Origin of the sequence: Pseudarthrobacter sp. AL07, assembly GCF_029960665.1 — a bacterium.
Classification (GTDB): domain Bacteria; phylum Actinomycetota; class Actinomycetes; order Actinomycetales; family Micrococcaceae; genus Arthrobacter.
Genome location: NZ_JASBRB010000018.1, coordinates 1 through 22,520, shown reverse-complemented (window position 1 = coordinate 22,520; position 22,520 = coordinate 1). Strand labels below are relative to the sequence as shown.

The window sequence follows — 22,520 nt, the reverse complement described above, 5'->3', positions numbered from 1 at the left end:
TCCACTACCACCAACTGCAAGGGGAACAGCATGAGTGAATCAGATGGAATGGATGATGTCTTGGACGGCGGTCTGCGGCAGTCGCTGATGATCGCCTCACGCATTGCCGAGACACTGGCACGCCGACGCCAGGAGAGCCAGCGGCAACAGGAACACCAGGACGCCCAGACAGCGCACGAAGCCCAGACACGCCTCGCAGCTGAACGCAGCGCCGCGCACGCAGCGCTGGCACCTGTGGAGAAGGACCAGTGGTGGGACAAGGCGCAGCCCAGCGACATTGCCACGGCACACGCCGTCGCGGAAGGCTGGAAGGACCACGACCCCGCCGCCCTGGCAGCGTCCGAGAAGATCCGTCAGGAAATTCTCACCCGCTATGGCATCGACACCCACGACGTCGGCGCGGACTTCGCCTACCTCGAATCGGGGATCCAGACCATTACCAACGCCGGTCAGGTGCCGGTGCAGAGTCAGGACGACCACAAAAGCCAGCTGACTCAGGCCAGTGAATGGGCTGCAGCGCACCAACCCAAGTTCTTTGCTGACTGGAAGCAGCGCCACGGTTTTGCTGACACCGTGGCCGATGCAATCAAGGACGAGACAAAGCTCATTGAGCATTGGCAATCCGCAACCGGTGGACAGGAGGAGACACGAAAGGCGGTCGTAGAACACGAGAAGAGCATGCAGTTGATTGCAGCCGCCCGCGTCGAAGAACTCCGCGCCCAGGCCGCGAAGCTGGCCCCGGAAATGGAGCGTCACCAGGTGCCCGTCGAGTATCTGGCAAACCCCGAGCTGGCCCAGGCATTGCAGACCGCGCACACTGCCAAGACCCCCACAGCGGTATTGGCAGCGGACGCCCTCGTGAAGGAACGAATGTTCCTCATCGGCAAGGACGGCATCAACGGCCTCGACATGGACCAGCTGCGCAAGGAGACCACCGCGAACGTCAACGGTGCCGGCGACTCGCACTTCGGAGATCCCGAGTTCGTGAAGGCTGCCAAGGAGATGCACGAGGCCAAGCTCCTGGCCGAGGGCGGTTTCAAAGGCTCCGAGCGGAGGCCCGTGGAGCAGCGCTACGAACGCGCGGAGAAGGAACTCTTCGCCCGCATGGAAGGCGTCGGCCGCGAGATCGAGAACCGTGTCACCGGAAACGACAGCAGCCGTTTGAAAGACCAGGGCCTCAAAGCTGAGAGCACGTCGGCCGCCGACTACGGGTCGGCTGAACACCACGGGAAGTTCGCTGAGTCCCTGCAAGAGACCGGCGCGAATGAAACGCAGATTCGCGGACGCTTGGCGGCGGCCCGGAGCGAGGGCACACACCCCAGCGCGGCGGTGACCATGGGCAAGGGTGCCGCGAAGGCCAGAAAGAGCCGTGCAGGGGCAGCAGTGGGTTCCGAGAGGGGCAAGAACGGTCGAGGATTCGTCCTGTGACCGCGGTTATTGCCTGGGAACGGCGCGTAGGGACGCTGAGGGAATTGATCGTGGCCAGCGACAGCAGGTTGGGCGGCGGGGAACACTGGGACGCCTGCGCGAAGATCTTCGATGTAGGGAGATCGGACGCAATTATTGCATTTGCAGGGGATACCTTGCGCGCTTTGCCATTGATCTTTCAAGCTGTTGCAACAGGCAGCTCGTATGAAGGATCTCAGCTAAGGACCCTTGACCTGCCAAAGTTCGCTGGCCATCTAAATAATGTGATTAACGAGGTTCTCAGTCGGGCGGTTGGTCCTGCAGCCGAGGACCCGCCAGACTGTGAATTTCTTCTCTGTGGCTGGTCGTGGTCGCTTGGAAGGTTCAGGATTTATCGCTACTTCTTTGATGCATCAGTCAAGAGGTTTCGGTATTACGCGTTTACGACAGCTCCTCCGGGCATGGGTGGAACGAAGGCTACAAGCATGTTTGGCGCCATCGGAGATGCTGGACCGAAGGTCATGGCATACCTAGCTCGCGAGCGGAACATAGGCGGCCGCCTAATGGAGCCGTTGGAATACGAGCCGCTAGAAGCTCTCCATCAACTAACTCGCGATGACTGATCGTGTCAAGTTCTTTTGGGTCCACAGTGACGGTTTGATTTGAGCCCACGTGTCAGTCCCTTGAGGGTGCCCCGGTGGCGGTCGAGTAGCCTTGAGGATGCCGGTGACTTGCGCGGTGGTGCATTCGGTGTTGGCCCGGTACTCCTGCAGCTGACCCAAGGTAGCAAGTACCTTGGCTGGTCTGACCTATACCAGGCTGACAGCGCGGAGGGCGTCAGCGCCTGGACTCTACCGGGCCACGTCAATTCCCCCCGCGGTTCCCTGCACCGTGCTGTGGTCAGGCCTCAGCCGCTGCCGGGTGCACGGTGCGTCCCGGCGGCGGGGGACACGCTTTACCGGGTTCAGCTCGGAGTTTCATGAGGAAGGGCAGATGCCAGGACCACGCGGTTCCGGCCCAGTGATTTGGCCTGGTACAGGGCAGCGTCCGCGGTGCTGATCATCCCCTGAAGGTCAGCGCGCCCGGGACCGGAGGAACTGATGCCGTAGCTCACGGTAGGCAACCGGGGGCCACCCGGGTCTTGGGACGCCAGTAGCAGGCGGCTTATTTCTGCCGCGATTTGCCCGGCACGGTGCGGATCTGCTCCCGGCAATAAGAGGATGAATTCTTCTCCGCCGTAGCGCCCGATGAGGTCTGTGGAGCGGGCTGAGCCGGTGCAGGCGGCAGCGAAGGCCTGGAGGGCCGTGTCCCCGGCCGCGTGTCCGTATTCGTCGTTGACTGTCTTGAAGTGGTCAAGGTCGGCGAGAATCAGCGAGGCCGTGGTCTTGGTGCGACGCAGCCGAAGCAGTTCATTCAGGGCCAGGTGCAGGAATGCGGTGCGGTTCAGGAGTCCTGTCAGGCCGTCGTAGGTTGCCCGCGTCCGCAGGTCATGGGTCTGTTGTTCGTTGCTCAGGACAGCCATGCTGAAGGACACGACCACCAGAAGCGCCGTGGTGGCAAGAGCGGTTGGCGGGGATCCGAAGTAGGCCACGAACACCGGCCCGTGGGGGCCTTCGGCCATGAATGCCGCCCATCGGCCGAAGTAATAGGCTGCAAGGAGCCCGGACGCCGCTGCCATCGGGCGCTGGACGCGGGAGTAGCCGGGCTTCAGCAGCCATAGCTCGCGGGACGCGAGGGCAATCATCAGCCCCATCAGGGCAAGGAAAACCGGGCCGCCTGACCAGTCATTGGACGCGGGGTTGTCGACAACGGACGCCGCGACCGTGATGGCCGGCCCGGCTCCGAGCTGCCAGGCTCTGGGGCGTGCCGTTCTCAGCGACCGGGCACCAGCCCAGACGCTGGCGGCGCCCGTCACCAGCACGGAGTTTCCCAGCGGGTTTGCCCAGACCTGATGAACGGTCCCGTCAAGGAGGTACGCCGCGGATCCGGTGAGAAACAGGACGAGGGCCGCGCACCACCACGCGCTGTAGGCAGACCGGGTATGGCGGAACGTGATGAAGTAAAACAGCAGGAGAAGGGTCAGCGTGACCACACCGGAAGCGACGCGCAGTGTCCCTGTATCGAGCATCATGTCGTGGTCCCCCCGGATCCGCCACCTCAGTGGCACTCAGTATGACAGCCCCGGCCCCGGAGCCGCCGACCGAGGCGGAGAAACTGGCCGACGATACCCTCAGCCCACGGGGAATGGCATTGTAATCGGAGAACCGGCCACGCTAAGTGGTCCCGTTTGATCCACCGGCAGGAACGGAACGCAGCGCGGCCTTCCGGCCCGCCAGGCACGGAGCAAGGAAAGCCTCCACGAACGAGAGCCGAACGCTGCGGATCCAGCGGACAACCGGCCGAAGCGGCGCTGGCCTGACTGGCTGTGTCCAGTGCTTGGACCCCGGTGACGGCTTGATTTGAGCCCACTCCGTGGTGGTTCTGGGATCATCGTGGGTATGGTTTCTTCCGGATTGCCCGAGCTCGATGTTGCCCGTGCGCGCCGTTGGTGTGCAGGGCGGGTGCCTGCCAGGTTCAGGGATGAGATTCGGGTGGAGTGCGATGTTGCTGCCCGTCACATCACGATTCTTGAGTGCCGTCCGCCATGGGATGAGAACGGGGAAACGCAGTGGTCCCGGTTTCCCATAGCGAGGATGTATTTCACCAAGAAGACGGGGCTGTGGACCTTGTTCTGGCGCGACCGGAATCTGAAGTTCCATCAGTACCGGTTCCTCGCTCCCAGCCCGAGTCTTCAGGTCCTTCTGGATCATGTGGATAAAAGCGGGGATCCGATTTTTTGGGGATAGCAGCCAGCAGGGGTATTCATTCATCCCGGGGTTGCTGGTTTTTGGTGTGGGCCAGCCGGTAGGAGTCCGTTCCGGTCTCGATAATGGTTCCCTTGAACGTGAGCCGGTCAACGATGGCTGCGCAGAGTCGGGGGTCGGTGAAGGTCTTGGTCCAGCCCGAGAATGATTCGTTGGTCGCTATGGCCACGGATGCTTTCTCCTCGCGTTCTGTGAGGACCTGGAAGAGCAGTTCGGCGCCGCGTTTATCCAGTTCCATGTAGCCCAGTTCGTCGATGCACAGCAGATCGACGCGTCCGTAGCGGGCGATGGTCTTGGCCAGGACCTTTTCGTCCTCGGCCTCGACCAGTTCATTTACCAGCCTGGTGGCCAGGGTGTATCTGACCCTGAAACCCTTTTCCGCGGCGGCCGTGCCGAGACCGATGAGTAGGTGGGATTTGCCGGTTCCTGAGTCGCCGATGAAGCACAGCGGCTGGCCTTTCCTGATCCAGTCCCCGGTGGCGAGGGTATTGATCGTGGCCTGGTTGATGTTCGGGTTCGCCTCGTAGTCGAAGTCGCCCAGCCATTTATCGCGGGGGAAGTTCGCCGCTTTCACTCTCCGCAGGGAGCTGCGCCGGTCCCGGTCATCGCACTCGGCGAGCAATAGCTCCGCGAGGAATCCCTGGTATGAGAGCTGTTCTTTCCCTGCCACGGTCAAGGCTTCCTCAAGTACGGTCCTGATTGTTGGCAGGCGCAGCCGGCGACATGCCTGTTCCACTGCGGCCATGGCGGCCTGTTCAGTCATTCCGCGCCGGCGGCGCAGCGGCTGGGAGGTGACAACCGGTGGGGTCGGGCTCATGATGCGTTTCCTTCTCTGGCAGGGACAGGATCCGGGGACGCGACGCGGTCCGGCAGTCTGAGGAGCCGGTCATATGCCGCCATCGACGGCAGCGGCCGTTTGTCTGCCGGCAGGCCGGCGATCACTGCCGCGGGATCTGCCAGGCGGCGCTGGGTAAGGCTGAGAACCCGGTGCTGGACAATTTCCGCTCTCCGGTGGGGAACTTGATCGGCCGGGCCCCGCGCCGTGGCGCGTTCAGCTGCTGCCCGGCGGGCTTCTACGGCGACAACATCTGCCGTTACTGCCCCTACCCGCAAGGCTGCGGCGATTCCGTCGACGACGTCCCGGGCATCCATCGAGCGGTGCAGGAGTAGGACATCGATCAATTCCCTGGTCCCTGCCGCGTCGCCGTCGGTTTTCCTGACCGCTGCCCAGAACGCGTCATGAGCCGGAGTGAAAACGCCCGAAGCGCGGGCCTGGGACAAGGCGGTGGATCCCGGCAGAGCACCGGGCTTTATGCGGAGTACTTCCAGATAGTGGTCCAGCTGAACGCACTGCCCGCCCCTGGCCACGGTGCGCGGATGAGTGGCAATCAGTGTTCTGCCGTCAAAGACCTGGATCTCCGTCGCCCGCAGCGAGACCCGGACTTTGCGGCCGATGAACCGGGCCGGAACGGAATATCTGGCCGTCCTGACACTGATCAGCGCCGAGCGGTCGACCCGGGGACTGAGGACCAGGCCCGGATCAAACCCTTCAACCGGTACCGGCGCCAGGAAAGGACGTTCAGCGGCGAAGTCCTGGCCCACCGTGTTGATCCTGTTGCCGATCCGCCGGCGGTCCTCGCCCTCGTCCCATGCCCGGATTTTCCGGTTCAGCTCAGCCAGGGATTCAACAACCGGCACCGGGGTCAGGAAATTCCGCCGGAACCGGCCGATCTCTCCTTCGACGCCGCCCTTTTCATGGGCGCCGGAGATGCCGGGCTCGCAGTAAAAAGGATCAAAGCCGTAGTGGGATCGAAACAGCACCCAGCGCTCGTTTTCCATCCTCTGCCGACCGCCCCCGTAAAGGACTTTAGTCACCGCGCTGGTCAGGTTGTCATACCGGATATGCCGCACCGGGATGCCGCCGATCATGTCGAACGCTTCGATATGACCCTCCAGGAATGCTTCCTGGCCGCACGTCGGATAGACCCGGTGGATCGTTTTGCCGGAATGGGAGAGACGGAAAGCGAACATATAGCATCTGGTCCGGACGCCGGCCAGATCCACCCAGACATCCCCGAAATCGACCTCGGCCTCGGCGCCGGGTGCGTGTTCCTGAGGAATGAAAACCTCCGGTCCCCGCCCGGCACCGGCTTCAATCTCCGCCCGCCTCACACGGACATAGTCCCGGACGGTCGAATACGAGGCACCGGAGAACCCATGCTCATCAGCGAGCCGGGCGAAGATACGCCGGACGGTATGACGCTGTTTCCTGGGCGCCTGAAGATCCTCGGACAGCATCGCATCAATCAGGACCTTGGCCGGCTCCAGCTGCCGTGCCACTCTCACCGGCGTCTTCCGTGGCGGCGGTTCCGCGGAATCCAACGCCAGCCGAACGAGCCGTCGCCCTACTCCGTGGCGCCGGGCCAGCGCACGAATAGATAGTCCCTCCACCCGCGCATCCCGGCGAATTCTGGCAAACAGCTCCACTTTTGACCTCATCCCATGCCCTCCACCGTTGGAAACCAATCAGATGAGAACAACGCTGGGGTGGGTCCAACTCAAACCGTCACAAGCTGCCCGGCGAGTCGGCAGGTGGGCTCAAATCAAACCGTCATACCGGGTTCAACTCAAACTGCCACAACCACGATGACAGCGTCCCAAGCGTCGGTGGCACACTTCAGATCGCAAAGGTCTACCAATCAATCCGAGTTGAGCATTTCGCAGTTGACGTAGGCGAAGGAACCCACGTCTCTGGACGGCGCTGTCTTGACTACGAAAACCTGAGCTTGCGAGTCATCAATCGTCGGGCAGCAGGGGAGTGGGTTGTCGAGACAGCCCAGTCCAAAAGGAACTCTAGCCAAGCCGTTCCGAAGGACGTTATGGAAATGCAGGATCTGGCCCCTCTCGATAAAGCTCCTTAGGTCCAAAGCAAAGCCATAAAGCCCGCATGGCCAGTGGGGCGCAAAACAGGCTCAAAGGGCCTGAGCCGCTAGGATCAGTGCCGTGAAGATCCGGATCGCCACCCACCACGACGCACCCCAGCTCGCAGAACTGCTCAAGCACTGGCATAGGCACGAGTTTGAATCCAAGCGATACGCCAACCGCCAGGGACCCTACGGCCCAGGTACCCACGTTGCCGAGCGCGACGGCACCATCGTCGGGTGGCTCACCGGCAGCCACGCCAACGAAAACGCGAACGAGATGGAGGACTACGCGGACCGGCCAAACCGGAGGTGCTCCGTGCTGCTCGCGATGTACGTCGACGTCGCCCACCAGGACGATGGTATTGGCACGGACCTCGTGGAAACCTTCCTGCAGGAGAGCGAGGAGGCAGGCAACACCATGGCCTACGTCCACCCAGATGCCACCGCGGACCAGGAACAGCTGTGGCGCTTCTACGAGCGTTTAGGCTTCACGCTGCGACGGCCGGCTAACCGCCGCATCAGCAGGCAGAACTGGCCCATGGCCAGGGACAGCGCGGGCTGACGACACGATCACGGTTGCCCCTCCGGCAGCAACGCCGTTGACGGACACCCTCGCGTCACCTGTGTTCGAGAATTTTCCACACTGTTGTAGTTAGCCCTAGCTGCCAGCTTCTGGGGCACACAACGTTCTGATGACGATGAGCCAGTGGCCTTCAGCAGTTCTGTGGTGCAGCGCGGCGTGCACGGCAGCGTAGCCATCGCCAATCGCCACAATGCCGGTCCAGCTTTTGCCCCGTAGGCTCTCGGTATTGGCACGCAGCGGAAAGTTGGAGAAGATGGCGTTTTCCTATAACACCACCGAATCACCAGAAGAGGAGCAAGCAGGATCTGCTCTGATTCAGGAGGCCATTCAAAGAGTGGACGCAATACTGGCAGAGCCTGACTGGCCCGAACCTCATCCACAGAGTTCCGTTGCTGCAGTCGACAAACTGACGCCGTTTCAGCCGCTTTCACACCACATTGCGAACTTCAATTTGGTCGCTGTAGACAATCTCAGGGCCACCGGGATGTACATCGAGAAGACTAAAGACGTACCAATGACCGCTCTCTATTCCATGATTCGCTCCGCCGTGGAGTCAACCTCGTACGGGCTCTGGTTACTGAATTCTGGCAATGACGACAAGCAAGCATTTCGGTGCCTGCGCTTGTCCTACGAGAACAACGAGGACGTAGCAAGCCTTGGAAAGGCTTTCGATCCAAGGAGCGAGAGTGGTACAAAGACGAGAAAACGGCTCCTGGCGCTTCAGCAGAACCTCAAACGCCACAAGACCCACAACTTGGATCAGCGGGTCACTACGACAGATGTCGTGACCAACGCGGACAACGTGGTGCCAAGTCGTCGGGGACTGACGGGACTCCAAGTGTGGAAGGCATGTAGCGGCATGGCTCATGCAAATGGGCAGCTTTTGCCGGTGATCCTAGAGCGAAAGTTTGTAGGCAAAGCAGACGACCAGGCTGCATCATTCTGGCTTACTTCCCGACTGACATTTCTGGGAGCCTTCCTCATCACAGCCACAGAGAATCTTGAGGCGATGAGGTCCAAGTTCCATGAGGAGCTGCAACCAAGCAACCACCGCGTCCCTCGATGAGGCGGTTCATAGCCCGAACACTTTCAGTGCTCGGAGGAGCGGGGCTGCCCAGCGTCGCCCGAAAGAAATAGTCACCCGAAGATCCTTACGGCCCATGCGTATCGTTTCACTGGCCGGTTTGTCGGTTTCACCTTTCCTGCCCTCTTCTTCGAGCTTCGTTTTGAGGGCATGGCTATCCTTGAACGCTTCAGTCCAAGCCGTGAGACATGCTTCCTTTCGGTTGTGACTGAAGTCCATCGCGCGGCAATGGCGATGCGGACCATCCACTGAATGCCAGGGTGCGCATGTTCATCGCGACAGCAGGCGCTTCTCAATAACCGGTCGGCTTCCGGGTGCAGCATTCTGTCGGTGCCTGTGGTTAGGGTGAGTCAAATGCCCGCGGGGCAGTAAGGGGGGCCAATGCCGCTGGTCGCGTTTCTCGACGGGGAACGAATCGAATCCTATTTAGCCACGGATGAGCACTGGGATCTGGTGAAGAGCGAGTACAAGAGCCGGTCCTTGCTCATGCGGTGCGGAGTGCCTGGAATCCCACGCACGTCCAGGCGTGGCCTCAAGCACTTTGCGCACAAGGCCGGCGTGCAGTGCGGTCTAATCGATTGTTGGAACGAGTCGCCTCAACACAGGGCGCTCAAAACTCTGATCGCACAGGCGGCCAGAGATGCCGGCTGGCAGGTGAGTGTCGAGTGCAGCACAGAAGGTCGGGCGTGGGTCGCGGATGTCCTGGCGGAGAGCGATGGCAGGCGCCTGGCGTTGGAGGTCCAGTGGTCACGCCAGGACGCCGGAGAGTTTCGGCGCCGACAGGAACGCTATACCGCTGACGGCGTTGAATGCTTCTGGTACGTCCACCGGCGAAACAAGGACGAGGCCAGGCGCTCCGGCGTGCCCCACGTCGTGTTCGAGGGCAACGATGCTCCGTTTGATGTCCTGGCAGAGAAAGCGTTCCAGCAGGCGGCCGCGGTTGGTCTTCACGCACACGTCACCGCTGTCCTGCTGGGGCTGCACCTCGACCGGATCCAGGCACGGATCACCTCGGTGACCATTCAGCATCTGACCGACAACTGCTGGGCCTGCAAGCGGCCATCCACAATCTGGAGGATAAGTGCTGCATCCCTCCGGTCCCGCTGCCAGGAGACAACCGAAGCCACGCGGACAGACTTTCCTTTATGGCCAACTGAACGCATCGAGACTCTGATTGCCAGCGACGTCACGGCAATACTGGGCAAAGGCAGTATTCCGCCGTTGGCTCCCCTGCGGATGCACCACTCGAAGAAGGCAGAGAAGACCTCCCTGGCCTACGGCTGCGCTCATTGCAGAGTCGGCTTTTTCGGTGACGGCTTCCTGGAGCTGGAGACCCGCTGGAAGTCCGTGACCATACCCGTGACAGCCCGTATTCCCCTTGCTGATGGAATCCTCACCCAGATCCACCTTTGCGCCGACAAGGGATTCGGACCATGCAGCCAGGACCCGTCAGAGAGCCAGCAGCCAACGTTTGACGGGTACATTTCTGGCCAATACCAACGCCGCCAGCTGACGCGCGCAGACGCAGTAGACGTTGCGCTGGTGGGGACGGAGATCTCGGCAAGAGACGCCGTGGCCATCATGACCGGGCACCGGTATCCGGACCCCGGGGAACCAACGTCCAGTTCCTGGTCCTCGACCCGGAAGAACGAAAAGCTGCAACCAGCCAAGATCACCTCCTGCGATTGGTGTGGCAGAGGACCCCATCCTCAGTACGAGTGCCTTTGGCGCCAGCTCAGGACGAAAGCAAACGTAAGCCCGGGTTACCGGCATTATTCGGATAAATTTTATGAGGGCATCGCCAAGGGAAGGACCCCTGAAGATGAGGGCACGGCAATGATGAAGAGACTGCTTGAACGGTGCGTACCCATACCGCGCGGTAAATGAGCCCGGGCCGGGGTAGCTTGAGGCCATGAATAACGAAGCTGAACCGATCAGCATGACGGTCTACCCGAAACCAGACGGTACTTGGTGGGTGCGGCTTACTGATGACCAGGGCAATGCTGAGGACAAGGGACCAATCTCCTGGAAGGGTGAGGGAACCTTCTACAGCAATGGCCTGAATTCCGTGGTTTTTTGGGTACCCAAGAGCTACGCGTACCGGACTTGGCAGGAGATGGGAGACGGGTCATTTACAGCCGTCCTCTACAAGCAGTCGTTCGGTTAGAGACATGATTGTGGTCGGCTTGCCGCACAATATTTAGCATTGAGAGAACGGCAGGCAGAGTGAAGGACAGATCCACAGTCATATGGAATAAGCACGCGTACAACGCCGGAACCTTGCTTAGCCGGCATCACCTCCCCCACGTCCTCCAGCACCGGCAGGAGAGCAGATACGAAGGCGTCGTTGGCTCTCTGAATAAGTGGGTTGATGAGGTCCGGGTTTCCACAAAGGAAAGCGTCCCTTACTTCGACCCACGGTCGGCGACGCAGGGGGCTGACGTTCTGGTTCTGCTCCAGGACCCGTCCGGAGAAGCGCAACTCGGTTCAGGGTTCATCAGCCGGGACAACAATGACCCAACGGCCCATAACTCCACACTCGCTGCCGAAGCCGGCGGTCTCCCCTACTCCAGGTCCCTCCACTGGAACGTCGTGCCCTGGTGGGTTGCAAACCCAGCCTTTCCACCACGCACTTTGGCTGCTGAAGCCCGTCGGGCGGCTCCACTGCTGGCCGAGCTGATGGAATTGCTGGAGTCCCGTCCCAAGGTGGTTCTCCTTTTGGGTAAACAGGCGCAAACGGCTTGGTCGCAGCTGCTGCTCAGTGCATCTCTTGAGCTCAAGAGCCTCCCCGCCATTCTCGGGCCCCACCCGAGTCCACTTGCTTACAACAAGACAGATGCAGTCACGGGCAAACCCAACAAGGAATTACTGAGGGAAGCCTTTGCGCGGGCGGCAGCGATGTCCAAATGAACGTCTGAGGACAGGAGCTCAAGCCCCTTCCGCGCTCAGTCTTTCCCGAAGATGAGCTGTTCGACCTGCTCTGGTTCAATGCCGAGCTCGACTGCCCATTCGGCCATGCATTCGGTGTACCGGCGGTAGCTACTAGCGCTGTACCAGGTAAGCCAGAGTGGAGCGATCTCCTCGCAGTGCTTCCGGAACCATTCCGCGACAATGCTGTCCATGATGGGAGTGGTGGGCACTTGGTCGGAGGCCTTTGTGGCGAAGCTGATGAATTTGGTCGCGAAGGCAGGCCCCCACTGATCGAAGAACTTCCTGTTACTTTGTCGTCTGTCCACGATGTGCTGGAACGCGGCGTTCCCGCCGTCGGTCATCCCGATCTGGGCGAGCGTGTGCAACTCGACGGCGAAGTCTTTCCCGTTCTTGGGATCGGTGTTCAACCGGATGACACGCTCCGCGCGGTACGGCCCGAAGTTGGCCTTGGCGTAACCCCAGAGGTAGCTGGCGATGTAGGCGTCAAGTGCCGAGTCCCGGTCATTGATGAGCTTGAACGATTCCAGGACGCCAGCGCGGTCAATAGGATTCGGAAGAGTTTCAAAAATGGCGCTGTTGCCGAGATACCTTTGCCAGTTCGTTTCCTCCCATTCGAAGGCCTTCTGTGGTGGACGCCCCTCCGCTTCCCACTTCTCTAATCTCGTCTGCAGGTTGGCAGGTACGGCTGGCATGGTCGGTCTCCCCCAGGTAGATGGTTCACTTACCTTCGCATATGCCGCCTCGCGCCTGGTTGTTGCGGCCGCAAGGATGACCTGTCGCACCCGAGCCGTAAGGTTGCCTGGCTGCGGCGGCCCTACGAGGCTCACAGCGTTGCGCGTAAGCAAAGATCCCGTGGCGGTGAAATTAGAAAGGAGATGGCGGGCCTTGTTTCCCGAAGGAACAACGCCCGCCATTTCTCAGAGGAACATCCCGGCTTCTCTGCCTTCAAGCCTATCCGCCCGGGTACTTGGGGCGTCTTGTGAAAAAAGTGAAATATCCGACGCTATCGGCGCTGAAGCGTTGACACGCTTCGTCGGTTCCTAGGGAAAACGCAGAGCGTCTCGCGCGCGACTCGCAACCGGCGGCTTACGAGACGGTGTATCACGCATGCCGTTTGCCCCGCCAGTGTCCGGTGACGTTCCTACCCGAAAGGCCACCGCGGCCTCGCTTACCGCCGTTCTCTCATGCCGAGTGTCGTGCGCTGGTTCTCTACATTGCCGGAGTCCGTACGTCTGGGAACCAGCCTTCCGGGGCTTTCTTTGGGTCCAGGTGTTCGGGGTCGCGATGTTTTTGCATGTCGCATTTGTAGAACGGGCCGCGGGGGTCCAGGAGCACGGTCATGTGGTGGTCCGCGTGGTCTTTGAACCAGACGCTGATGCCGGTGGCCCCGTCGAGTCTGAGGTGTTCCCAAGCTCTCCAGAGAGCTTCTACGCGGGAGAGTGCTTCGGGGTGGAAGTACCACTCGATGCACCATTTCGCGGCGCGGCCGTCGACGTCGCGTACGTAGGTCGGTAGCAGTTGCTCGTGCAGGAACTCTTCGGTTGAGCCGTAGACCAGTTCAGGTGGCTTCTGCTCCTCCGCCGGCTTTTCGGCAGGTGCCTCTGGTTCGCTCGGGGCGGGAGCTGTGCTGAATCGTCCGATTTCGCTTTTCATCTCAGAACCTCCTACTTCGTGACCCAGGGATTAGCCACCGGCTCAGCTGCCACAGGTACGGCCGGTTCTTCGGGGCGGGGGCTGTAGGTCTTGATGGATGCCTCTACGGCTTCCTTGTGGGGCCCGGTGTACCAGGGCAGGGTCCGGACCAGGGTGGCCGGTGCACCCGAGGCGAGGACGACGGCGCGGCCCCGGTCGAGTTCGGCGAGGTTGGAGACGTCTAAGATGCGTTCCTTGCTTTCCTGCCGGGAGCGGCTGGACCCGGATTTGCCGGAGGAGATGGAGACGTTGGTGTAGCTATAGTCTCCGATCAGGTCTGAGAGTGCTCGGAGGAAGCCTTCTTCGGCGACGCCGCCGCCGTAGACCTTGACGTTGGCGGCGGACCAGATTTTGCGCATGTTCGCTTCACCCCAGAGTTCGACGCCTTGGGACCAGGACTGCAGGATGCCCATGACGATCAGGCCTTTGGAGCCGTAGTGGCTGAACTGGTCTGGCAGTCCGGCCCAGCGGACGACGTTGGCCAGCTCATCCAGGGCGAACAGTGCAGGCAGTGGCAGGCGGCCGCCGCTGCGCTCGGCGCGTTCTTCCATGGCTTCGGCAATGGCTACCGTCAGTGCCGTGGTGAGTGGGGCAGCGGAGCCGGCCCCTTCTTTGGAGAGGATGTAGATCGTCTCCTGTGAGGCGGCAAAGTCGTGGGGGTTGAAGTGGCGGCGGGGATCCGTGGCCACGGACGCACCGCGTGCCGGGGCGACCCAGCGGAGCGTGCTCCTGCTCTTGAGGCACTGGATCATCTTCTCGGCCGTGCCGAAGATGCCGTCGCGCTGCTTGTCGGCCAGCTTCAGCGTGGACTCGAGGCCCTTGTACTGCAGCTCGTAGTCATGCTCTTTCAGGATTTCGATGGGTTCCTGGCTGACCTGCTCCGTCACCCATAGATACACCTGGGTGATGGGCAGCTCCCCCAGCGCAGCTGCGAGGAAGTACGAGGAGAGGATGTCTTCGGCTTTCGGGTCGAAGTAGGCATCCGGCTTGGACCCCGGAAGGCGCGAACCGACCGAGAAGTGTTGGGTGAGTTTGTAGGCCTTCTCTTCGTCCGTTACGTAGGAGAGGGGGTTCCACCACCAGTCCGGTTCCTCTTGTGCGATCTTCTGCGGATCAAAGACCCACACCGGGGCAGTCAGGACCCGGACGCCGCGGGTGCCGTCCACCACGTCGCGCTTGTTCGAGGTCGAGACGACGGCACCAGGTGCGTCCAGGATCGCGGGCATAACCCGGGAGGTTGACTTACCCGTTCGAGGACCCCAGATGTCGATGCTGAGGTCTTCCCAGGACTGAATGAACTTCTGGCTGGTGGAGACTACATTGCCCACCACAATGCCCGGAGTGTCCTTCACACCGAGGCGCTCGGCCGTGGCCTTTGCGCCCTTCTCGGAGAACGCGGCCAAGGACTTCCCGCGCCCCAGGTACCGGGCGGCCTTATCGACCCGGGCACGCTTGCTCGCACCCTTCCTCCAAGCCACCAGCACGACGATAGCCAGGACCACGATCACGCCGGCCATGAGAGCAGCGGCGACGGTGGACTGGGCTGGCCAGGGCACCCGGCCCTTGACCAGCCCGGCAATCAGATCAATCGGATGGGCGGGCGGTGCCTCGATGCCGGCCATCCAAGAACCCACGTGAGCGGCCGCGTAGGTCCCGCCGCCAAAGACGACGATAGAGCCGATGGCCAGCCAGACCAGCAGGGCATCCCCGAGGCCCATCCCCTTACGGTTCGGTGCGCTCACAGTTCGCCTCCGTCGCCGGGCAGCTCAGGAGCTACTGGCCCAAGGAGAGAATCAGCTGGGGCGTGCCACCTCGTTTGGGTGTCGTTCACGCCGTGGTCTCCGGTTTCGATTGACGTTAGCCCAATCTGCACCGGGATTCCGGGGCGGCCGCCGACCTTGATCAGGAACTTCCCCCGGCCTGGGGGTTCGACGTCGACTCCGCGGGAGTCCCATGCGGGCGGGTCCTGCCAGGAGATGAGTTTCTGCTGCTCCTGTCGGGACAACGGAATCGCTGAGGTCAGCAGCGGCATTTCCGAGGCCGGCAGACCACCGCAGATCACCATGCCGGAACGCTCGACGAAGCCGCGGGCCTTCATTCTGTCCTCTTCTGCCGGCAGTGCCAGCAGGTCGGACATGGTGTGGGAAATCATGATCTGCCCGACGCCCACGGAACGGTTCAAACGGGTCAGGGCGTCCGCCCGGTCAACCATGCCCTTACCGGCGCGCAGCGCCCGCCACAGCTCATCCAGGACCACGAAGTAGTTCCGGCGCGGTTCCAGGCCAGCGTCGGCCAGAGCGTTGGCGACGTTGACCGTCCCGAAACCGTAGGACCAGCACGCGAGCAGCACGGCGGCCTGCAGATCCGTCTCCGTCTCATCGATGCTGGAGACATCGAAGACGACGGCGCGATCCCGCTTCATGGGGTTGGTGGTCTGCCGGGAGAAGATTTCTCCCAGCTTCCCTCCCCCGGTCAGGCCCAGCAGGGTTGCCTCCAGCGCCCGTGTCTCCTGCAGGTAGACGGCCATATCGCCACGGTCCAGTGCGACCTGGCGCAGCTCGTCCGGCGCGGACACAATCACGTCCAGGAGGTCCTTCAGGACAGGAATACCGTCGAACCGGTCATCGAGGACCCGCAGCGCTCGGTCCACGATCGTCTGTTCCTGATCCGTGGGCGGGTTGTTCCGGCTGATCGTGATCAGCGAGACCACCATGTTCAGGCGGCGGCCGTGAGCGTCGGCCCGGACCCGGGTGGCGGCTTCGTGATGGTCGCTGGCCTCGAGGAGCTGCGCGACCTCGACGGCCTGGCCGGGATCAAGAATGTTCAAGTAGCCAACGCCACGGCCGAGCTTGATGACCTGGCCACCGAGTGCCTGGACCGCTTTGACGTGCTCGCCCTTCAAATCCCCCAGGACGAGCGGGTGGACGCCCTGCGCGGAGAGCCCTAAGAACATGCGGCGCACCAGCGTGGACTTCCCCAGACCGGGCTTGCCCAGGATGAAAGCCGAGGGGTTGGAAATGAGCCGTGCCCGCTGGAACCAGCTGATCGGGTCGCAGCAGACCGTGGCCTGGGTTTCCTCGTGGCGTCCGAGCGGGACGCCGATCATGGGCGAGGACGCCCCGGAGGAGAACGGCCACAGCCCGCAGACCTGGACCGTCGTTCCCCGGTACTCCGTCACGGACGGGACGAGGGAAGCCATGCCCCCGCCACGCCCGACCCAACCACGGGAGCCCGGCCCGGCCTCGCGTGGCTGGCGCTCTGCCTTCGTCCGTGCAGCCGATACCGGCTCAGCTGCCTTCCTGGAGGAACGGGTGAACATCTTCATGAGGGCCATTACAGAGCGTCCTTGATTTCGGAGGGCAGCAGGCTGTGCTTGGGCAGGACCAGCCCCAGCGGCAGAGATGCCGCGAACGCGGTGTCCTGCGCGCCGTAGGCACGGCGCAACAGCACCCGGGCAGTACCGGAAGTCTGTTCGATGGCCGCCACCGCATCAGCGAGGCGTTCCCTATCGGTCACGGTGGCCGTGACGACCATCCCGAAGTTCACCAGGCCAGCACCCTGGGCTTCCTCCTGAGCAGTTTGTACAGCGGAGCGGGCGTCGACCAGGGCGCGGGCGCTGGGGCGGTTCCCGGAGGTGATGCGGACGTTGGCGTTGTTCTGGTCCCGCTCGACCACGGCAGCTGCCCGGGCAGAATCCATCGGGCGGTACAGCAGGGAAATCCGTTTGCGGTCAATGTCCCCGTGCGGGGCCAGCAGCCGGGACAGGACCGAGGAGTTCACGGACCCACGGGGTGCACCGGTCATCGTCCAAGAGGCCGAGAACGCGCTGTCGTGCCGGTAGTCATCCCAGCTTGCCTGCGTCGCCGTCGGGCCGACCTCGCCCCAGCTCAGGGACACCGGGGAGCCGGCGGCGTGCGCTTCATCAATGATCAGCGCAGCGGGGGGATCGTAGGCGATCCGGACGACTTCACAGAGTTCCTGGGCTGACATCGGACGGGCAATACCGGCGCCGGTGGACTGCAGCCGGGCCGAGAGGCCCGGGATCCGCGAGGCGAGGTCGCGGGCCACATCTTCCGGTGTGCGCTTCTTCGATCCTGTCCGGAGGGAGGCGTTGAAGGTCAGGGACACCCAGGCACGGACCGTGGCCGATCCCTCCGGGTAGGTGTCAACGACCTCGCGCAGAATCGCCTGGGCAAAGGCCGGCGCGTCCGGGTCGATGTTCATTTCAACTTCGTTCCGCAGCCGGTATCCGGAATCCGGGGCGGTCTCTACCGTCACGGCCGCGGCGTCCAGGCCAGCCTCATCCGCCAGCCCGGCGAGCCAGCCGCCCCAGTTCGCCACCCACGCATCAACCTGTTCCGGGTCCACCAGTGAGGCTCCGTCAGGTTCGGTGGAGAAGATCACGGTGAAATGGCTGGTGGTCGGCACATGCAGCAGGGCAAACGGGCGCTTATAGGAGTCAGTGAACTCGTACAGGGTGGACTTCGCTGCAAGGCCCGGCAGCTGGTACATGCCCCACTGCGTCACGCCCAGGGGGCCGGAACGGTAGAGATTCGTCCCCGAGGACTTGGAGAGCCGGAAGCTCATCCGTGTGGCGAAGCGGTCGACGACGGACTGGCCGTGCTTGTCCTTGACGGTCAGCAGGAGGGCGCTTGCCCCGGCCACGGCCAGGACAGCGAGGCCCGGGAACAGACCCCAGATGGCGAAGCTGATGATGCCCATCAACAGCCCGGCCATGACAATCCCGGTGCCGATAGCGCCGAGGTTGCCCAGGCCCGCTGAGCGCGGTACGCGCCAGTTACCGTAAGACGGTTCCTTGTATTCGGTATTAATTGCTGCCACTGGGGCCCTCCCCGGTTGAATCCTGCGCGGTCTTTGCGATTGCCTGCGACGTCTTGGACGCCACTTGGGCGCCTGCAGCTACGGCCATGCCAGCCGGACCAGCTGCTGCTGCCCCGCTGGCTCCCGTTGCTGCCCCTGCTGTTGCTCCTGCTCCCGCAGTGCCGGCGGTCGCGGTGCTGGTAGCTCCACCCGGACCTCCAGGACCGGTTGACCCTGGCGTCGGCTGGCCGCCGCTTCCCCTGGGACCCGGCGTACCGTCACTGCCCTTCGGAGACGCGCCTGCCTGGCTGCTCTGCGTGCTCGCTGGCGTTGGTGCCGCATTGCCCTTACCGCTGCCACTGCGGCCCAAGGAGACAGCACCTGTAGCCATCGCCCCAACCGCTGCACCTGCCCCTGCGCCGCTGCCGGAAGCAACGGCTCCCACCATCGGCGTCACGAACCGCATCAACGCAGGGAGTGCGAACAGGGCAACGACCATCAGCGTGAAACCCGTGATGGAACCGATCAAGGGGACCTGCGTCTTATTGCTCATGAGCAAGAACGCGACCGAGTACACGATCGCCGCCGCTGGCTTATAGAGAATGAAGGCGATGGTCCAACCAACAGCCTTCTGGAACCACTGCCTGCCCATCTCCGTGTTCGTGAAAGCAGCCGTAGTGGGCAGGATCCCGGCCAGGATCACCAACATGCCGCTTCGCACGACCATCAGAACGATCTGGACAAGGGAGGCAATCAGGCCGATCAATCCCAGGACGATGAGGATAAACACTCCGACCCCCGTCTGGTTAGTCATCACGAGGATGTTCATTGCATCGGCGAAGCCTTTACCGTCCGTGGAGCGGTCGATGATGGCGGCCGAGAAAGCATCTGCGGCGATCACCAGGATCGAGATGACACCCAGCCCCAGACCCGACACCAAGGTCAGAGTGACCAGGGACCGCAGAAGGTCTTTCAGCGGCGCCCCGCGCTGCTCCCAGATCATCCGGATGCCACCGAGGATGACCGCGAGGACCGCCAGTGCCAGCGTCCAAGGCATTAATTCACTATTTACCGCAGAAACAACCGGGCTGGGCGTAGTTCCGTCATCGCTCGCCAGGTTCACAGTCGGCATGGAAACCCAGAAAGTAGACAATGTCGTCGCCATCTGGCTCATGCCCTCCAAAATGGCTTTCGCCATGTTTCCCATCGCGTCGTCTGCAAGGCCCGAAAGCCAGTCTCCTGCCGGGTTCCAGGTTGGCTTCATGCCCCACTCCAGGGGATGAATCCTGAAAGGTCACGGACCTGACGTGGCTCTTCCAAAGGTGCACCGTTGTCGGCCACGACGCCTTTCCAGTCCCCGTCCTGCCAAAGAAGTGTTGTCCGCACAGATGCAAGTGCGCCATTGTCGGCTTTGAATGCCAGTTCCACAACGGCTTGATTCGCCGTATATGAGACGTTGAAACCAGCAATCTGGATCTTCACGGACGTGGCTGGAGCAGCGGTCTGTGGCGCTTTCATACCTGCGTCGCGACCAGGACCCTCAGCTGCAAGCTGGTCGGCAATGGCTTGCTCTTTCGAGGGATCGATGCCTAGCGCCCAAAGGTTCACCGCTGCGTAGAGCGCTCCTGTAGGTGTGTGGGCGAAGCAAGACCTTACGCCTTGGCCGTCTGTCTTGCCCGGACCGATTTTGGGGTCGGTTGGCGCGGCCATGGTGCCTACGAGTTCCCACTTCGTCGCCGGTGCAGTTCCCAAAGCCGTTTCCGCAGAAGCAGGCAGGCCGCAGACGCTCTTGCCAGCCCCAGCGGAGGCGCTGGGGCTGGCTGCGGCTGTGCTGCTGGTCTCTGTCGGGGCAGGGGCGGGCTGGGCGTTCCCCTGTCCTTTGGGGAGCAGGAAGATGACGACGGTTGCTGCGATCAGCGCGACCACCAGCGCAGCAGCGATGAGGAAACCGGGTTTGGTGAACGGATTGCTTTCGGTGGTGCTCTCTGTTGACTGGCTCATGATGAACCTCCCGTTGTTGGTGCTGGCTTTAGACGAAGGCGCGGACGATTCCGGAAGCACCGCTGATGATGATGCAGCCCATGAGGACCCAGCCGAGCTTGGCGAGGGCCTGGCCACCCTCGCCGCGTTGGAGCTGGATGACCATGCCGACGCCGACGATGATGACGCCCAGGACGCCGAGGACCAGCCCGATACCGGAGGCCCAGTTCAAGACCGTAAGCAGGCCGCCGGCCTCGGCCGGGACGACCGGGGTGGGGTTGGGGATGACGCTTGCCGCAAGTGCGGAGAAGGAGTTCATGGTGAGACCTTTCAGTGGGTGGTGCTGGGTGTGGTGTCGGTGGACAGGGCGGCTACATCAGTGATGAAGCGTTGGTATTCGCGGCCCATTGGCGGTGTCGTGGTGTCGCCGTGCCGCCAGGCCTCTACCCAGGGAAGGGTCCAGAGCCGGGGCGATCCCCCGCCGACGATTGCGGCGAAGTCACGGAGTGCTTTGGGAGACTTCCCCGGTGCGTCCGCCAGGACGGCGAGGCCGAGCAGATCCAGCTTCGGTGCTGCACTTGATGCCCATTGGGTCAGTGCGCTCTGTGCCGCTGTCAGGCCGCGCATGTCTGCCCGGCAGACCAGCAGTACCCGGGGTGTGCTCCCGTCCTGCAGGACGGGCCAGCAGTGACCTGTTGGGCGGGCCCCGTCGAACAGGTCGGCGATGCGGCTCTCGCCGGCTCCCCCGTGGGCGCCGGTAATCCACAACGTTGGCGAGCCTGACATGGTGCGTCGGCTGAGGCGGTCTGCTGCGTCCGGTTCTACCATTCCCCTCAGCGGCGCACTGATCACTGGTGCAGGCGGCACATGCGTATCCAGGGCTGCCTCCGTAGCGTCTTCGGCTGGGCGGGTGATCCAGGGGTTCAGGGACTGTTGCATGATTCCTCCTTTCAGAATCCGTCGGTGGGTTGTTCTAGAAGCCGGAGGCGACGGCGGCCGCTGCGGCCAGCCATGCCCGCTGGGTTGCGGGCTGGAGGGCCTCGTAACGGATGGGACCGTTGACCATGGCCGGATCGTAAGGAATCCGGACGACAGCCCGAACGAACGGTTCGAAGCCATCAGCGATTCGCCGGGCCTCGTCCTTGGCCCGCTTCAAGGCGTCCCCGCTCATGCTGCGCTTGGCGTCAGTGGATTCGGAGACGATCACAACGGCGTTGCGTGCCAGCTCCGCGTCGTGGCCACCACGGGATTCGAGGGTCTGCAGCGTCAGCCGGGCGGCTTCGGCGCGGTCCTCGATAGCTGTCACAGGCACGACGAGCTGGTTGGTGTGGTGAATCATCCGACGCCAGTTCGCTGACCTGGCGGTATTGCCCGAGTCCATGACCACCAGCCGGTAATAGCGGGTGAGCACCTGGTGGGCGATGTCGACTTCCTCAGCGGTGACTTCGTGGTCGCCTTCTTCGTTTTCATCCGAGCGCAGAACGTCGAATTTGTCACCGGTCTGGTGATGGACGAACTTCGCGATTTCTGCCGCGTTCGTTGAAGGGGATAGCAGCTCGTTGGAAGCATCGATGAGGTCCAGGACGCTCCGGTCGTGGGAGCCCTTCTCCGTCCGCCACCCGAGGGTGCCTTGAGACTCGTTGTTGTCCCAGGCCACTGTGGCGGCCCCGCTGTAGCGGGCGAGGATGGCCGAGAGCATGACGACCGTGGGGGTCTTGTTCGCCCCGCCCTTGCGGTTTACCACCGCGATGGTGCGCGGGCCGGGCCAGTGTTGGCTGACAGTGCGAATGTCCTCACGTTCGGAGAGTTCTTCCGCGGAGGGGTCCATCCGGTATCCGAGTCGCGTGAGCGTTCCCCGCCAGCCCTGTGTTGCCGGTTCCAAAACCGGAGCGCTGACCAGGAAGGAGGTTTCCTTCAGGCTGCGCCGGGTCAGCGGTGCTTCCGGGGCGGTTGCGGTGGTCTGCGGTTCTGCGGCGGCCGGCTGGGCTGGCTCAGGAGTCTCGGTTGTTGGCTCGGTCTGGACGGGGTTGGGCGGCCATGGCTGGCGGTCCATCGCTGCCGCCGCTGTGGGCTGTGCGGGGGCGGCTACTGGTTCAGGGGCAGCAACAGGGACCGTATCTATGACGGTGGGAGCGACGGTCTCGGGGGTGGTTTCCGGGGCCTCTGCCCGGCGGCGTGCCGGGCGCGGTTCGTAGGAGACGGATTCGATCTTGTTGTCCGGGTGCACGATCAGT

21 protein-coding genes are annotated in these 22,520 nt (G+C 62.6%); 8 read left to right on the top strand and 13 right to left on the bottom strand.

Annotated features, from left to right (window positions below):
- Positions 1 to 30 precede the first annotated feature (30 nt).
- On the top strand, positions 31 to 1,428 hold the full coding sequence (locus QK290_RS13455) for a hypothetical protein (RefSeq protein WP_282331155.1): 1,398 nt from the start codon (positions 31 to 33) through the stop codon (positions 1,426 to 1,428).
- Entirely contained in the window at positions 1,425 to 2,030 is a 606-nt protein-coding gene (locus QK290_RS13450; RefSeq protein ID WP_282331154.1) for a hypothetical protein, read from the top strand. The genes QK290_RS13455 and QK290_RS13450 overlap by 4 nt, the downstream gene beginning before the upstream one ends.
- Before the next feature lie 341 nt (positions 2,031 to 2,371).
- Here QK290_RS13450 and QK290_RS13445 read toward each other — a convergent pair whose 3' ends face one another.
- Entirely contained in the window at positions 2,372 to 3,538 is a 1,167-nt protein-coding gene (locus QK290_RS13445; RefSeq protein WP_282331153.1) for a GGDEF domain-containing protein, read from the bottom strand.
- Between the two features lie 367 nt (positions 3,539 to 3,905).
- On the opposite strand from QK290_RS13445, the gene QK290_RS13440 reads away from it, so the two are divergent.
- A complete protein-coding gene (locus QK290_RS13440; RefSeq protein ID WP_282331152.1) occupies positions 3,906 to 4,253 on the top strand; it encodes a DUF3024 domain-containing protein in 348 nt (115 codons plus the stop codon).
- A gap of 16 nt (positions 4,254 to 4,269) precedes the next feature.
- Here QK290_RS13440 and istB read toward each other — a convergent pair whose 3' ends face one another.
- A complete protein-coding gene (istB, locus tag QK290_RS13435; protein WP_282331151.1) occupies positions 4,270 to 5,088 on the bottom strand; it encodes an IS21-like element helper ATPase IstB in 819 nt (272 codons plus the stop codon).
- Complete coding sequence (istA, locus tag QK290_RS13430; RefSeq protein ID WP_282331150.1) at positions 5,085 to 6,770, bottom strand: IS21 family transposase; 1,686 nt, start codon at positions 6,768 to 6,770, stop codon at positions 5,085 to 5,087. Before istA ends, istB begins: the two co-directional genes overlap by 4 nt.
- 504 nt (positions 6,771 to 7,274) lie before the next feature.
- Between istA and QK290_RS13425 the strand changes: the two genes are divergently transcribed.
- The 5 genes from QK290_RS13425 (at position 7,275) to QK290_RS13405 (ending at position 11,772) form a co-directional block, all read left to right on the top strand.
- Complete coding sequence (locus QK290_RS13425; protein WP_282331149.1) at positions 7,275 to 7,757, top strand: GNAT family N-acetyltransferase; 483 nt, start codon at positions 7,275 to 7,277, stop codon at positions 7,755 to 7,757.
- A gap of 247 nt (positions 7,758 to 8,004) precedes the next feature.
- A complete protein-coding gene (locus tag QK290_RS13420) occupies positions 8,005 to 8,844 on the top strand; it encodes a hypothetical protein (RefSeq protein ID WP_282331148.1) in 840 nt (279 codons plus the stop codon).
- A gap of 399 nt (positions 8,845 to 9,243) precedes the next feature.
- The gene (locus QK290_RS13415; RefSeq protein WP_282331147.1) at positions 9,244 to 10,749 is read left to right on the top strand and encodes a competence protein CoiA family protein; all 1,506 of its coding nucleotides are present in this window, start codon (positions 9,244 to 9,246) and stop codon (positions 10,747 to 10,749) included.
- Positions 10,750 to 10,774: 25 nt separating this feature from the next.
- Positions 10,775 to 11,029, top strand: coding sequence for a hypothetical protein (locus QK290_RS13410; protein ID WP_282331146.1), 255 nt, complete (start codon positions 10,775 to 10,777; stop codon positions 11,027 to 11,029).
- A 59-nt stretch (positions 11,030 to 11,088) separates the two neighbouring features.
- Complete coding sequence (locus tag QK290_RS13405; protein ID WP_282331145.1) at positions 11,089 to 11,772, top strand: uracil-DNA glycosylase family protein; 684 nt, start codon at positions 11,089 to 11,091, stop codon at positions 11,770 to 11,772.
- A 35-nt stretch (positions 11,773 to 11,807) separates the two neighbouring features.
- Here QK290_RS13405 and QK290_RS13400 read toward each other — a convergent pair whose 3' ends face one another.
- The 10 genes from QK290_RS13400 to QK290_RS13355 all read right to left on the bottom strand — a co-directional run.
- On the bottom strand, positions 11,808 to 12,485 hold the full coding sequence (locus QK290_RS13400) for a hypothetical protein (protein ID WP_282331144.1): 678 nt from the start codon (positions 12,483 to 12,485) through the stop codon (positions 11,808 to 11,810).
- Positions 12,486 to 13,002: 517 nt separating this feature from the next.
- Positions 13,003 to 13,446, bottom strand: a complete 444-nt coding sequence (locus QK290_RS13395) for a DUF4913 domain-containing protein (RefSeq protein WP_282331143.1) — start codon at positions 13,444 to 13,446, stop codon at positions 13,003 to 13,005.
- An 11-nt stretch (positions 13,447 to 13,457) separates the two neighbouring features.
- Complete coding sequence (locus QK290_RS13390) at positions 13,458 to 15,227, bottom strand: type IV secretory system conjugative DNA transfer family protein (RefSeq protein WP_282331142.1); 1,770 nt, start codon at positions 15,225 to 15,227, stop codon at positions 13,458 to 13,460.
- Complete coding sequence (locus QK290_RS13385; RefSeq protein ID WP_282331141.1) at positions 15,224 to 16,819, bottom strand: DUF87 domain-containing protein; 1,596 nt, start codon at positions 16,817 to 16,819, stop codon at positions 15,224 to 15,226. Before QK290_RS13385 ends, QK290_RS13390 begins: the two co-directional genes overlap by 4 nt.
- On the bottom strand, positions 16,819 to 18,327 hold the full coding sequence (locus tag QK290_RS13380; RefSeq protein ID WP_282331140.1) for an SCO6880 family protein: 1,509 nt from the start codon (positions 18,325 to 18,327) through the stop codon (positions 16,819 to 16,821). Before QK290_RS13380 ends, QK290_RS13385 begins: the two co-directional genes overlap by 1 nt.
- Complete coding sequence (locus tag QK290_RS13375; RefSeq protein WP_282331139.1) at positions 18,314 to 19,570, bottom strand: hypothetical protein; 1,257 nt, start codon at positions 19,568 to 19,570, stop codon at positions 18,314 to 18,316. The genes QK290_RS13380 and QK290_RS13375 overlap by 14 nt, the downstream gene beginning before the upstream one ends.
- On the bottom strand, positions 19,567 to 20,307 hold the full coding sequence (locus QK290_RS13370) for a hypothetical protein (RefSeq protein ID WP_282331138.1): 741 nt from the start codon (positions 20,305 to 20,307) through the stop codon (positions 19,567 to 19,569). Before QK290_RS13370 ends, QK290_RS13375 begins: the two co-directional genes overlap by 4 nt.
- A gap of 28 nt (positions 20,308 to 20,335) precedes the next feature.
- Positions 20,336 to 20,605 (bottom strand): hypothetical protein, encoded by a 270-nt coding sequence (locus tag QK290_RS13365; protein ID WP_104062334.1) that lies wholly within the window; start codon positions 20,603 to 20,605, stop codon positions 20,336 to 20,338.
- 11 nt (positions 20,606 to 20,616) lie between these two features.
- A complete protein-coding gene (locus QK290_RS13360) occupies positions 20,617 to 21,225 on the bottom strand; it encodes a DUF6668 family protein (protein WP_282331137.1) in 609 nt (202 codons plus the stop codon).
- A gap of 34 nt (positions 21,226 to 21,259) precedes the next feature.
- Positions 21,260 to 22,520 (bottom strand): chromosome partitioning protein ParA (locus tag QK290_RS13355; protein ID WP_282331136.1); only part of this gene is annotated, 1,261 nt, incomplete at its 5' end.

What these genes read in the sequence shown, in the direction of transcription:
- istB (WP_282331151.1), bottom strand. Translation starts at nt 5,088, where the DNA reads ATGAGCCCGACCCCACCGGTTGTCACCTCCCAGCCGCTGCGCCGCCGG.
- QK290_RS13415 (WP_282331147.1), top strand. Translation starts at nt 9,244, where the DNA reads ATGCCGCTGGTCGCGTTTCTCGACGGGGAACGAATCGAATCCTATTTA.
- istA (WP_282331150.1), bottom strand. Translation starts at nt 6,770, where the DNA reads ATGAGGTCAAAAGTGGAGCTGTTTGCCAGAATTCGCCGGGATGCGCGG.
- QK290_RS13400 (WP_282331144.1), bottom strand. Translation starts at nt 12,485, where the DNA reads ATGCCAGCCGTACCTGCCAACCTGCAGACGAGATTAGAGAAGTGGGAA.
- QK290_RS13385 (WP_282331141.1), bottom strand. Translation starts at nt 16,819, where the DNA reads ATGGCCCTCATGAAGATGTTCACCCGTTCCTCCAGGAAGGCAGCTGAG.
- QK290_RS13375 (WP_282331139.1), bottom strand. Translation starts at nt 19,570, where the DNA reads ATGAAGCCAACCTGGAACCCGGCAGGAGACTGGCTTTCGGGCCTTGCA.
- QK290_RS13370 (WP_282331138.1), bottom strand. Translation starts at nt 20,307, where the DNA reads ATGAGCCAGTCAACAGAGAGCACCACCGAAAGCAATCCGTTCACCAAA.
- QK290_RS13410 (WP_282331146.1), top strand. Translation starts at nt 10,775, where the DNA reads ATGAATAACGAAGCTGAACCGATCAGCATGACGGTCTACCCGAAACCA.
- QK290_RS13360 (WP_282331137.1), bottom strand. Translation starts at nt 21,225, where the DNA reads ATGCAACAGTCCCTGAACCCCTGGATCACCCGCCCAGCCGAAGACGCT.
- QK290_RS13440 (WP_282331152.1), top strand. Translation starts at nt 3,906, where the DNA reads ATGGTTTCTTCCGGATTGCCCGAGCTCGATGTTGCCCGTGCGCGCCGT.
- QK290_RS13395 (WP_282331143.1), bottom strand. Translation starts at nt 13,446, where the DNA reads ATGAAAAGCGAAATCGGACGATTCAGCACAGCTCCCGCCCCGAGCGAA.
- QK290_RS13365 (WP_104062334.1), bottom strand. Translation starts at nt 20,605, where the DNA reads ATGAACTCCTTCTCCGCACTTGCGGCAAGCGTCATCCCCAACCCCACC.
- QK290_RS13455 (WP_282331155.1), top strand. Translation starts at nt 31, where the DNA reads ATGAGTGAATCAGATGGAATGGATGATGTCTTGGACGGCGGTCTGCGG.
- QK290_RS13445 (WP_282331153.1), bottom strand. Translation starts at nt 3,538, where the DNA reads ATGATGCTCGATACAGGGACACTGCGCGTCGCTTCCGGTGTGGTCACG.